12 protein-coding genes are annotated in these 12,034 nt (G+C 65.5%); 3 read left to right on the top strand and 9 right to left on the bottom strand.

Annotation, left to right across the window (positions count from 1 at the left end):
- Window positions 1-14: 14 nt before the first annotated feature.
- From CWS35_RS14995 to CWS35_RS14960, 8 genes are all read right to left on the bottom strand, one after another.
- Complete coding sequence (locus CWS35_RS14995; protein WP_100952342.1) at window positions 15-344, bottom strand: hypothetical protein; 330 nt, start codon at window positions 342-344, stop codon at window positions 15-17.
- A gap of 141 nt (window positions 345-485) precedes the next feature.
- On the bottom strand, window positions 486-1,616 hold the full coding sequence (locus tag CWS35_RS14990; RefSeq protein WP_100952341.1) for a serine hydrolase: 1,131 nt from the start codon (window positions 1,614-1,616) through the stop codon (window positions 486-488).
- Window positions 1,617-2,144: 528 nt separating this feature from the next.
- The gene (locus CWS35_RS14985; RefSeq protein ID WP_100956366.1) at window positions 2,145-3,359 is read right to left on the bottom strand and encodes an ABC transporter substrate-binding protein; all 1,215 of its coding nucleotides are present in this window, start codon (window positions 3,357-3,359) and stop codon (window positions 2,145-2,147) included.
- 29 nt (window positions 3,360-3,388) lie between these two features.
- Window positions 3,389-4,363, bottom strand: a complete 975-nt coding sequence (locus CWS35_RS14980) for a nitronate monooxygenase family protein (RefSeq protein WP_245438969.1) — start codon at window positions 4,361-4,363, stop codon at window positions 3,389-3,391.
- Window positions 4,364-4,365: 2 nt separating this feature from the next.
- Window positions 4,366-5,139: a crotonase/enoyl-CoA hydratase family protein gene (locus CWS35_RS14975; RefSeq protein WP_100952340.1), complete on the bottom strand. Its 774-nt coding sequence runs from the start codon at window positions 5,137-5,139 to the stop codon at window positions 4,366-4,368.
- 9 nt (window positions 5,140-5,148) lie between these two features.
- A complete protein-coding gene (locus CWS35_RS14970; protein ID WP_100952339.1) occupies window positions 5,149-5,940 on the bottom strand; it encodes an SDR family NAD(P)-dependent oxidoreductase in 792 nt (263 codons plus the stop codon).
- The gene (locus CWS35_RS14965) at window positions 5,937-7,487 is read right to left on the bottom strand and encodes a class I adenylate-forming enzyme family protein (RefSeq protein ID WP_100952338.1); all 1,551 of its coding nucleotides are present in this window, start codon (window positions 7,485-7,487) and stop codon (window positions 5,937-5,939) included. The genes CWS35_RS14970 and CWS35_RS14965 overlap by 4 nt, the downstream gene beginning before the upstream one ends.
- Window positions 7,484-8,086 carry a TetR/AcrR family transcriptional regulator gene (locus tag CWS35_RS14960; RefSeq protein ID WP_024580565.1) on the bottom strand — a complete coding sequence of 201 codons (603 nt, stop codon included), beginning with the start codon at window positions 8,084-8,086 and terminating at the stop codon, window positions 7,484-7,486. Before CWS35_RS14960 ends, CWS35_RS14965 begins: the two co-directional genes overlap by 4 nt.
- Before the next feature lie 145 nt (window positions 8,087-8,231).
- Between CWS35_RS14960 and CWS35_RS14955 the strand changes: the two genes are divergently transcribed.
- Together CWS35_RS14955 and CWS35_RS14950 are read left to right on the top strand one after the other, a co-directional pair.
- Window positions 8,232-8,648: a Zn-ribbon domain-containing OB-fold protein gene (locus CWS35_RS14955; RefSeq protein ID WP_157817147.1), complete on the top strand. Its 417-nt coding sequence runs from the start codon at window positions 8,232-8,234 to the stop codon at window positions 8,646-8,648.
- An 18-nt stretch (window positions 8,649-8,666) separates the two neighbouring features.
- Window positions 8,667-9,806 (top strand): thiolase family protein, encoded by a 1,140-nt coding sequence (locus tag CWS35_RS14950; RefSeq protein ID WP_100952336.1) that lies wholly within the window; start codon window positions 8,667-8,669, stop codon window positions 9,804-9,806.
- 25 nt (window positions 9,807-9,831) lie between these two features.
- On the opposite strand, the gene CWS35_RS14945 is transcribed toward CWS35_RS14950, so the two are convergent.
- Window positions 9,832-10,467 carry a TetR/AcrR family transcriptional regulator gene (locus tag CWS35_RS14945; RefSeq protein ID WP_024580562.1) on the bottom strand — a complete coding sequence of 212 codons (636 nt, stop codon included), beginning with the start codon at window positions 10,465-10,467 and terminating at the stop codon, window positions 9,832-9,834.
- Window positions 10,468-10,718: 251 nt separating this feature from the next.
- Between CWS35_RS14945 and CWS35_RS14940 the strand changes: the two genes are divergently transcribed.
- On the top strand, window positions 10,719-12,029 hold the full coding sequence (locus tag CWS35_RS14940) for an NAD(P)/FAD-dependent oxidoreductase (RefSeq protein WP_245438968.1): 1,311 nt from the start codon (window positions 10,719-10,721) through the stop codon (window positions 12,027-12,029).
- The last annotated feature ends 5 nt before the right edge of the window (window positions 12,030-12,034 follow it).

The following is a 12,034-nucleotide window of genomic DNA, read 5'->3' as shown; positions in this document are numbered from 1 at the left end:
AGCATCAGCCGCAGTCAGTTCACCAGATCGCAGGACGCGATGCGGTTGATGTCGGCGAGACGGCGATCGGAATTGCCCTTGAGATCAAGGCTTGCGACGAGGTCGAGCAGCCGGCCATAGGCACGGTCGGCGACCGCGACCGGCAGTGGCTCCTCATCAAAGGTTTCGACGTAGTTGCCGACGAGACCGCTCAGCAGCCGGCAAACGCCGCGTTGCTCGGGGTCGTCCTTGCTCAAGGTCTCGAGTTTTTGCTGGAAGGTCCTGAAGGTCCGCAAGCCGTGCGGCTGCTGCGAAAGCCAAGCATGCAAATCAGGAGCGTGCAGATCAGGATAGAGAACGGTCATATCAGCCTCTTCAACATGGAGAAGAAGCTACTGGCTTATACAGCCGATCACGGTTACGCGCCATCGCAATTTTTGCATGCTCCCCCTGCCGGGCAATGTCATCGGATTGGCACGCATTGTCGCTAGAATACCGGGGTTTGGTCAGAGCCGCGCGAGTGCCGGCAGTATTCTGTAGCGAGCAATCTCGTGCGGATACTCCCCGCGATTGGCGAGCAGCACGATGCCAAGCCTGCGCGCGGGCACCAGGCCGACATAGGCCGAGGCATTGTTCAGCCCGCCCGGCTTGTCGATGACGGTGACGCCGTCCAGCCGCACGTGCTCCCATGCCATCGCCTGGCCGAACTTCGCATCGACGCGAAAACTCTCGCGTTCGGTCATCTGCAACGCGGCGCGCAATTCGGGATCGATCACAGCGTCGTCGAGGCAGGCGCGCAGCCAGATGCCGAGATCGCGGGCCGAGGAGAACATCTGGCCGGTGCCCGGAAAATCGTAGTAGCTCTGCTGGTTGCCGATTGGGCCGATCGGCGCGCCGTCGTGGGAATAGCCCTGAACCATGCGCTGCACGATCTCGGGCGTCGTTGTCGCGCGATTGTCCTCGCCGCGATCCGGAACGAAGGTCGAGGTCATACCGAGCGGCTTCAGGATGCGGCTCTCGATCAGCGTCGCGATCGGCATGCCGTAGCGCCGCTCCAGCACCAATTGCAGCAGCACATAGCCGGCATGGCTGTAGATGCGCTGCTTGCCGGGCTGCTCGCCGGCCGGTGGCGTCCATGCATTGAGCATCGCGATGAACTGGTCGCGGCTGAAGGTCTCGTTCGGCCATGGCGGATGATCGGTCGGCAGCAACAGCCCCGACGTATGGGTAACGAGTTCGCCAATGGTGACGCGGCTGATGTACTCGCCGTGCAGCTCGGGCAGATACTTCTTGACGGGCTCGTCCAGCTGCAATTCGCCCCGCTCGGTGCCGAGCGCGACCAGCGTCGCCTCGAACAGCTTGCGCAGTGAGGCCAGGCTGAACAGCGTGTCCGAGGTGACCAGTCGTTTCGTCGCGGCGTCGGCAACGCCGTAGTTGAAGAACGCGAGCCGGCCGCCGGCATAGACCGCTGCGGCGAGGCCGCCGGGATCGGCCGCGGTCGCGGTCGGCGCAAGCTCTGACGCGACGATGTCCCTGATCTGCGCATCCATGTCGGAATCCGCACGTGCCACCACGAGCGCGCTAGCAACGACGGCAAGCAGGGCGACCGCGATCCGGACGGGGAACCATTGCTTCATCAAGAGTGAAATCGGGATGAGGTTGCAATTTGATCCGCAGGCGGACCCGTTCAGCCATCGGCAAATGGCGTCATTGCGATCCTAGCGATGGAACCTGCGCGTCCGAATTCACGATTGCGCGCATCCACCGTTACCGCTCCCGGCTGGAAAGGGGCGGCCCGATCGCGCTCCGGGGGTCACCACCGGAGATCGCGGTCGCGGCCGCCCTCCCACTCCAGCCACGGTGCGGGAACTGCAATCAGCTTAAGAAATGCGGGACGGTTGAAAATGTCGGGTGCGCGGTTCGACGGACAGGCAAGAGCAACGCTGGCCTGGCAGATCGTCGATATCACTGACTTCGTCACATTCCGCTCCCAACCGGGGACGGTTTCTCTTTAGCAACAATTCGTCAATCAACGGTTGCACAGGCTCATCGGATTCGAGTGACAAGACACGGTTGGCTGCGACGAATTGTCCTGTTCCAGACCGCGCGACGCGCGTCCTGCCTGGTTAAGGCTCGGTTAACCACCGAACGGTGGAGAAGCCGCCTCAGGCCGCGGTGAGCAGTTCGCCGACCTTCTCATAGGCCTCGCCCTTGAACCGCATCAGCTGGAACTGCTTGATCGGCACATAGTCGGTCGGCGTCGTGTTGAGCGTGATACCGGGGATGAGCAGCGGCGCCGCGAAGGTCTTCAGGTTGCTCGCCTGGTGCATGACGTTGGCGCGCGTCAACTGATCGCCGCATTGGCTGATGACGTGAGCGGCGGTTGCCGCAACAGTGTAGCCGATCGCATAGAGATCATCGGCGCGATCGGCGTTCGGGACGTAGCGATCGAGGAACGCCATGTATTGCTTCATGTCGGCCGCATCGGCCCAGAGCGGATTGCCGGGATCTTTCCGGGTGGCGAAGGCGAGGATGCCCTGCGCGGTTTCGAACCCGGCGGGCTTCAGCGTCGCGCGCACCGAGGCATTGCCGGCGCCGAGGAACACCTGCGGCCGCCACTCCAGCGCCGCCATCTTGCGCAACGCCTGGCTCGCCATCTTGGGAATGGTGATGAGGAACACCACGTCGGCGCCCGCCAATTTCATCTGAACGATCTGGGAATCGATCGTCGGATCGCCGACCGAGTAGTTCAGCTCGGAGACGATCTGCGCGGTCCTGGCGCCAAGGCCGGTCTTCAGACCCGACAGCGTTGCCTTGCCGGCATCGTCGTTCTGGTACAGCAGGCCAATCTTCGCGTCCGGGAAAGTGCCTGCGATATAGCGGCCGACGACGGCGCCCTCGATCTCGTAGGTGGTCCCGCCAACCATCGTCCACGGATTGACCGCGGGGTCCGACAGCTTGCTGGCGGCGGCCGCCAGGAACAGCTGCGGGACCTTTCGCGCGTTCATGTATTTCTGCACGGCGATGTTGCCCGGCGTTCCCATCGCGCCCGCGATGAACAGCACCTCGTCGCCCTCGACCAGCCGCCGCGCCGCCTCGACCGATTTCGGCGGGCTGTAGGCATCGTCATAGTTGATGAACCTGATCTTGCGGCCGTTGATCCCGCCGGCGTCGTTCAGCATGCGGAAATAGGCGTCCATCGCATTGGCCAGCACGCCGAACGACGACACCGGACCGCTGAGCGGTCCGAACTGCCCGATGCGGATTTCCGCGTCACTGGCGCCGGGATCATAGGACGCGCCGGCAAATGCCTTGCCGCCAATGCACGCCGCGAACCCGGCCGCCGTCGTCCCGAGCAGCGTTCTGCGGCTGATCGTCATCATGGGTTTCCTCCGTTGGATTGGACGCCTTATGCGGCGCCTCTTGCGCAGGCCAGTTGATACTGCGCAGCGACCTCGTCGACGATGTCGGCAGCTCCCGTCACTGCGCGGACGCCGGAGACCGAATGGCCGGCGCTCCAGACCTCGATCCAGCGCCGCGGTCCTTCCGCGTCGCTCTTGCCGCCGAACTTCTCGCGTGCGCGCGCCTCCGACACCTGCTCGTCGAGATTTGCGGGATCGAGCCCCGCGGCAACGATCGAAGGCCGCAGCATGCTGGCATCGAGGCCGGTGAAGGCCCTGGTCAGCATGACGTCGTCGAGCGTGCTGTCGACCAGCATTTTGCGATAGGCCTCGCTCGCCATGCTCTCGCGTGCGGCGATGAAGCGCGTTCCCATGTAGGCGAGATCGCAGCCGAGCAGTCGCGCCGCGGCGAGCGCGGTGCCGTCGCTGACGCCGCCCGCGAGCACGAGCGGACCGTCGAACATCGCGCGCACCGCGCGCACGAAGGCGAATGGATTGGCCCAGCCGGTCTGACCACCGGCACCTGCGGTCAGCAGGATCAAGCCATCAGCGCCCGCCTCGATCGCCTTCTCGGCATGCCGCAGCGAGGCGATGTCGGCGAACACGAGACAGCCGACATCGTGCAGCGGCGCGACCGCCGCCGCTGGCGATCCGACGCTGGTGATGACCATCTCGACCTTGTGCCTGACGAGGCAGCCGAGATCGTCCTTGAAGCGTGGCTGACGGATGATGAGGTTCGGACAATGCGGCGCGGCCGGACGGCCGAGCTCCGCGACACCGCGCTCGATCTGGTCTAACCAGGCATCGAGCTCCTCGACCGAGCGGGCATTCGCGGTCGGAAACGCGCCGATCGCGCCGGCCCGGCAGACCGCCGTCACCAGATCGACCCCGGATACGCGCAGCATCGGGGCTGCGATCAACGGCAGCCGCAGCCGCTCCGCGATCGCAACCGGAATCGCGCCCGGGCGGGCAGCCGCCTGCATGATCAGCGCCCCTTCCACACCGGCTTGCGCTTCTCGGCGAATGCCTTCAGCCCCTCGACGCGATCCTCGGAATTGAAGGCGCGGTCCGCGATCGGCGCCTGCGCGGTCCATCCCGCTTCATCGGTCCAGTTCGCGGCCTGGAAGACGATCTCCTTCGAGGCGGCGAGCGCCGTCGGACCGTTGACGAGGAGTTCGTTGCCGAACGCGATCGCTGCCTCGAGCGCCTCTCCGGGTTCGACGATCCGGTTCACGAGCCCCAGGCGCTCGAAATACTCCGCGCCCTTGAACTGCCCGGTGAGTGCCAGCTCCATCGCAACGTGATAGGGAATCCGCTTCGGCAACCGGAACAGGCCGCCACCGACGGCGACGACATTGTGCCTGACTTCCGGCAATCCCATCTTGGCGTCACGCGCGGCGACGATCAGATCGCAGGACAGGCAAAGCTCGAGCCCGCCGCCGACGGCATAACCCTCGACCGCGGCGATCAATGGCTTGTGTGGCGGCCGGCGGAACAATCCAAAGCCGCCGCGCTCGGTGACGCCACGCTCGCCGCGCGCGACCGCCTTGAGATCGGCGCCGGCCGAGAAGTTGCCGCCTGCGCCGGTGATGACGCCGACAAACAGTCCATCCTCCGCATCGAGCACATCCATTGCATCGGAGATGCCGCGCGCGAGCGCGAGATTGCACGCATTGCGCGCCTCGGGACGATTCAGGGTGACGACGAGGATATGGCCGCGCCGCTCGGTCAGAACGACCTGTTCGCTTTCAGTGGTCATCGATGCGCCTCACAATGCAAAGGTAAAGCCGCCATTGACCGGATAGGTCTGGCCGGTGATCCACGCGCTCGCGTCGGAGGCGAGGAACAGCACCATGTTGGCGACGTCGGACGGCAGGCCCGGGCGGCGGATGACGTATTTCTCCATCATCTTCTTCTGCATCTCGGGATTGGCCTTCAGCCGCGCCTCGATCGCTGGCGTCAGGGTGGCGGCGATCGCCACGCAATTCGCGGTGATGTTATGGCGGCCGAGCGAGCGAGCGACCGCGCGCGTAAAGCCCGCGGCGCCCGCCTTCGCGCCCGAATAGACCTCGAGGCCTGCTTCGCCGGCACGTCCGGCATCCGAGATGATGGTGACGATGCGGCCGCCCTTGCGCTCGATCATCTGCGGGATGCAGGCCGAAGCGCAGTTGATGACGCCGTAGAGGTTGACGCCGATAAAGCTGTTCCACACTTCGGGGCCGGTCTCCCAGAACGGCTTGCGCGCGTCGGGATCGGGGGTCGCGCCGGCATTGCCGGCATTGTTGACGAGAACGTCGACCGGACCGAAGGCCCGTTCGGCCTGGCCGATCATCGCCCTCACCGACGCGAGATCGGTGACGTCGGCCTGCGCCGCGATCGCCTTGCCGCCGGCGGCGTTGATTTCGCGCGCGACCTGCTCGGCGCGATCGAGGAAGTAGTCGTTGACGACGACGCCGGCAGCCTTGTGCGCGGCGAAGTGCAGCGCGATCTGGCGCCCGACACCCTGGCCCGCGCCGGTGACCAGCGTCACCTTGCCGTTCAGATCGAGGATATCACTCATACGTTTCTCTCCCGTCCCTTCCAGTAGGGTTCGCGCAATTCGCGCTTGAGCAGCTTGCCCATGGTGTTGCGTGGCAGTTCATCGACGATCGACAGCGTCCTGGGCCGCTTGTAGGACGCGAGATGGTCGCGGCAGAAATCGAGGATTGCGGCCTGGTCCACCGCGTGGCCCGGCTTCAGCTCGCAGAACGCCTTGACTTGCTCGCCGAACTCATCGTCGGGGATGCCGATGACAGCGACGTCCTGCACGTCCGGGTGCCCGAGGATCGCGGCCTCGATCTCGGCCGGGTAGATGTTGACGCCACCGGCAATGATCATGTCCTTGGCGCGGTCGGTGATGAAGAGATAACCGTCATCGTCGAGCAGGCCGACGTCGCCGACCCGAAAATATCCATCGGCGTCCCGCGTATCGGGTCCGAGCGGCTTGCCGTTCAGATAAGAGCGGATCGTCACCGGCGTCCTGATCCAGATCTCGCCGGTCTGGTTGCGCGGCAGCTCCCGCCCCTCGGCGTCGCGAATGCTGATCTCGACATGCTGGTGCGGACGGCCGCTGGAGCCGGGTTTGCGCTGCTGCATGTCCGGCGGCAGGAAGCTGATCATGCCGACCTCGGTGGCGCCGTAGCCTTCGCCGAGCACCCCATCGCCGAAATAGCCGATGATCCAGCGCTTCAGTTCGTAGGGCACCGGCGCCGCGCCGACCGAGAGTGCGCGGATCGACGACACGTCGTAGGCGTCGAGCGCGTCCTTCGACAGCGCCGCGAGGCGCTTGTACATGGTGGGAACGCCGGTCCAGTTGGTGACGCGATGCGTCGCAATCAGACGCAGCGCTGCTTCGGGATCGAAGCGCCGCATCATGATGGTCGGATTGCCGAGCTGGATCGCGCCCCAGACCTGCGACGGGCCGGCGCCATGGTGCAGCGGCAACGTCAGCAGCGACACGCCGCCGGGCTGGCCGCGCCGGGTCGACGCCACGTCGGAGAGATACTCGCTGGTGCGCGCGTCCATCTGCACGCCCGGCTGCAACACCGAGACCACGCCCTTGGGCAGGCCGGTGGTGCCTGACGTGTAGAGGATCAGCGGCGGCCGGCCCGCGCTGAACATCGCCGGTTCGGCCGGGGCGTCGAGAAGATCGGAGAATGCGACGAAGCCCGGCGCTGCGGCCCCGATCGCGACCGCGAGCTTGATCGGCAAGCCCTCGAAGGCTGATGTCAGGGCAGACGGATCCTCGTCGTCGCAGACCACGACCGTGGCGCCGCTGTTCGACAGCACATATTGCGTCTCCGACGGCGTCAGCCGCCAGTTGAGCCCGAGCAACGAGCAGCGCAGCTTGCCAATCGCCTCGCTCAGGATCGGCCACTCGATCCGGATCTGGGTCCGCAGCACCACGATGTCGCCGGCGGCCACGCCCCGCGCGGCCAGGCCATGCGCGACGCGGTTCGCCGCATCGTTGAGCTCTGACCATGTCAGCCGGCGATCGCCCTCGATGAAGGCGATGTCATCGGGACGATCGGCCGCCCAATACTCGACGCTGTTGGGCACAATGCTCATTTCGCCAGCCTTCCTTCGACGGTCGCAATGAAGCGCGCGCTGATGGCTTCGAGATCGACGCCCTCGGGATCGACCAGCCACTGCGCGACCGACCCGCGCAGGCCTGCGAGGATCAGTGCGCTCTCGGTTTCCAGATCGATGTCGGGGCGCAACCGGCCCGCGGCGATTCCCGCCTTGAGACCCGCGGCGATCTCGCCTCGCGTTTCGCGGTTGAGCTTGGCGACGGTGGCGGTGATCGGCGGCACGGTGAGCGCGCCGGCCAGCACGGCGTGAAACGCGCGCGCCATGACGGGCGTCCGGGCCGGCATCACGAAGTAGTATTTGAACGACGCGATCAGGCCGTCATAACCGGTCAGTTCCGGCGACGCGGCGCGGCGATCGGCGATGAAGGAATCGATGATGTAGGCGCCGAGCGCCGACAGCAGATCCGCCTTGGTCTTGAAATAGTGCGACGGCAATCCGCGGCTGTAACCGGCACGCGCACCCGCCTCCGCCAGCGTGATCGCCTCGAGCCCGTTTTCAGCGACGATCAGCGCGGCCGCTTCAAGGATCCGCCGCTCCGCTTCATCGCGGCGCTCACCCTGCGTCCGCCGGGACACAGGCGCCTCGTCTCGCGATTCCGGCGCGCTTCGAACTGCTCGTGCCATTCAGCTTCGCTCCCTGTTGCCGTGCGGCGACTTCTTGCTTGCATTCAAGCTAGAATAATGTTTGTTGGTCAGTCAACAAGTTTCTTTGGAGGAAACCATGCACCGAGACAAGCTGTTGAAACCCGGTCTCTATTCCGGGGGCTTGCGTGACCAGGCCGGAACGGCAGTCCGCCTCAAGGGCGGACGCTGCCGTTGCGGATACGTCTTCTTCCCGATGCAGACCCATGGCTGCGAGCGCTGCGGCAGCCATGGCGATGCGCTGACGCCCTGCGAGCTGTCGACCAATGGCACGCTGCTCGCGGAAGCAACCGTGCACCTGCACGCCGACAAGAACCGTCCTGCTCCCTTCACCATCGTCAAGGTCGCGCTCGACGACGGCCCTGTCATCCGCACCCTGCTGGCCGACGACAGCGCGCCGGTTGCGCCGGGGCAACGCGTCACCGGCAAGCTCACCCCTGTGCCGAGCGAGAGTGGCGAGACCGTGCTCGATCTCCGCTTCAGCAATGCATCCTGACTGATCCGGAGATTTGCCATGACACGATCAATCAACGATCTGCGGCCGGTCTACGTCGTCGGCATCGGCTGGCATCGCTATCAGAACCCGAGCGAGACGCCCTATGTGGAACTCGGCCTCACCGCGATCCGCGCCGCGCTCGCCGACGCGCGCATCGAATGGCCGGCGGTGGAATCGAGCTATGTCGCAACCGCGCTGCTCGGCATGGCCTCGGGGCGGCCGATGCTGCGCCATCTCGGCGCGACCGGCGCCCCGCTGATGCATGTCGAGAATGCGTCGGCCTCCGGATCGACTGCGTTCCGGCATGCCTGCATCGAGGTCGCAAGCGGCATCTCCGATGTTGCGTTGGCAGTCGGCGTCGACAAGCGCAACCCGGTGCGGCGCTCGGACACCGGCATCGGCCACCTTGCCGAAGACGCCATCGTCCCCTTCACGCACTTCGCACTGCTGACCAATGAATACGCGGTTCGTCACAATGCATCAGCCGAGGACATCGCGCTGGTCGCGGTGAAGAACCACCGTAACGGCGCCAGGAATCCCAATGCGCAGCGGCAGCAGGAGCGCACGCTCGACGAGGTGCTCGGCGGCAAGCGGGTGTCGGGCTCGCTGACCGCGCTGCAATGCACGCCGATCGGCGAAGGCGCCGCCGCCGTCATCGTCGCATCCGAGGACGGCATTCGCAGACTGGGCATCGACGCCGGCCGCGCCATTCGCGCCATAGCCTCGGTCGGCCGCAGCGAGCGGGTCTATCCGCCCGGCGCCGGCTTCGACGCGGCGCTCACCAAGGAGACCGCCGACCTCGCATTGGCGCAGGCCAAGCTAACGGCAAAGGATCTCGACATCATCGAGTTGCACGATGCCTTCACGGTCGAGGAGTTGCACTATATCGAGAGCATCGGCCTCTGCCCCGAGGGGCACGGCGTTCGCATGCTGAAGGACGGCGCGCTCGATATCGGTGGGCAATGCGCGATCAATCCCTCCGGTGGCCTGATCGCGATGGGACATCCGATCGGCCCGACCGGCATCGGCCAGATCGGCGAGATCGTGATGCAGCTCCGTGGCGAAGCGGGCGCACGCCAGCACGCGGGGGCGCGGACCGGGCTGGCGCATATGGTAGGTGTGGGCGCGGTCTGCTACGTCCACATCCTGCAAAAGTGACGTCGCCGCTGCAAGATGCGCCAGCCTACGCGCGCTGGCGCAGCGGCCGCGCAGCATCCTTCGCCGGTACCGGCATCGCAAAGCCGTAAAGGAACAGGTCCACCACCATGTCGGCGAACTCGGTCGGATCGATCCCGCCCTTCGGATCGTACCAGGTGTGGCTGAAGTTCAGGATGCCGAACAGCATCATGCTGTAGATCTTCTTGGTCCGCCGGACGATCTTGCCCTCCTTGTCGAGCTTGACCAGGAGATCGGAGACCGTGTCGACGATCTGGCGCTCCAGCGCCTTGATCGCGTCCTGCTCGGTCTCGCCGAGGAACGAGAGGTCGTTGAGGATGACGCGCTGCTCGTCGCTCGAGCGCGCGTTGAGCGCGACGATGGCCTGGATCGCGGCGCGGAACTGCTCCAGCGTCGTCGCCTTGCCGGCCATCGCGACCTCCACATCCGCGATCATCTCGCGAATATGCGCATCGAGGATCGCGAACAGGATCGCTTCCTTGGAGTCGAAATAGTGATACAGCGCGCCGCGCGACAGCTTGCAGGCGTCTGCAAGGTCCGCGATCGAGGCACGCATGTAGCCCTGGCGCGCGAACAGGCCGCAGGCGGTGGTGAGGATGCCCCGCTGGATCTCGTCGTAATTTTCCGAGCGCGTTCGCGCCATACCCGTCTCTCTCGTCCACCGCTGATGCCGCCGGAATCGGGCGGCTTCCGTCTCTCTATACTATTGCCGCCGCGCTCTCCTCCTCTTTGCGGGCACCGTCCACCAGAACTCATCTACCCGACGCAGCCGGATCATTGACCTGCGTCAAAAAATAATTTGAACGACCGGTCGGATTATATTATCGTGACCGTCATCAAGCAAGTGGATTGCGCATGCCGGGAGCAACCCGGCGGCATCGAGGGAGGCTGCGCGTGGATGCTCATAAGGTCGATGCTGTCGTGATCGGAGCCGGCGCCGGCGGGCTGTGCGCCGCGGCGCGCCTCGCCCATGGTGGCCTGCATACGCTCGTCGTGGACGACAAGGATCGGCTCGGCGGGCGCGCCTCGACCGAGGAGATCGACGGCTTCAAGGTCAATATCGGCGCGATCGCGATCGAGTTCGGTGGCGTGTTCGAGGAGACCTTCCACACCGTCGGCGCGCCGCTCGACATCCGCGCGCCGGAGCCGGCAAGCTCGTTCTTCATCGACGGCAAGGTGATCGACGTCGGCCGTGGTGGCTGGTCGCTGCTGCTCGGGCAATTGACCAAGCAGGCCTCGCGCATTCTGGAGAAATTCGCCGACGCCCGCTCCGGCAATCTGCCCGACGGACGGCAATCGACCGAGGACTGGCTGAAGGGCTACACCAGCAATGCCACGGTGCACGCGCTGTTCCGCAACCTCTGCGCGGCGATCTTCGCCTGCAACGCTGCCGAACTGCCGGCGCGCGCCTTCCTCACCTATTTCACCAGCAAGGGCGCCTTCAAGAAGTTCGGCTTCTGCCCGCAGGGCACAATCGGCGTCTGGAACAGCCTCGGCAGCGCGATCAGGCGCAATGGCGATATCTGGCTTGGCACGCCGGCGACGACGATCCATACCTCGAACGGCAAGGTCGAAGGCGTCACCGTGCTGCGCAACGGCGAGAAGGTGCGGATCGATACCGATCTCGTCGTCAGCAATGCGGGTCCGAAGGCCACTGTCGCGCTGGCCGGCAGCGAGGCGTTTCCGGCGGACTACATCGCGAAGGTCAAGAACGACCTGCGCCCGGCCGCCAATATCGTCATCAATGTCGCGAGCCGCGAACCGCTGATCAACCATCCCGGCATCGTCACCTTCGGCAAGACGCGCCGGCTCTGCAACATGGCGAACCTCTCCGCCACCTGCCCCGAACTGGCGCCGCCCGGCTGGCACCTCTATGTGGCCTATGCCGTGCCGGTGCCCGCGCTCGGCGATTTCGATGGTGATGCCGAGGTTGCACTTGCGCTGGAAGACCTGCGCGAGCAGTTCGCCAATTTCGACCAGGCCAAAATCCTGTCGATCCGGGTGATGCGGGACGACTGGCCGGCGCAACGCAGCTGCGCCGGTTACGACCTGCCGCGCGAAACCGGCATCGAAGGCCTGTGGTGCGTCGGCGACGCCGTCAAGCAGTATGGCAATGGCGGCACCCAGGCTTGCGCCGAAACGGCCAAGATCGTCACCGATGCGATCCTCGCCGGTCGCCCGCGTCGCTCGGCCGGCCGGGTCTGAGCAAG

The organism is Bradyrhizobium sp. SK17 (genome assembly GCF_002831585.1).
GTDB lineage: Bacteria > Pseudomonadota > Alphaproteobacteria > Rhizobiales > Xanthobacteraceae > Bradyrhizobium.
The sequence above is the reverse complement of the archived record's forward strand: the minus strand, read 5'-3'. Positions and strand labels throughout refer to the sequence as shown.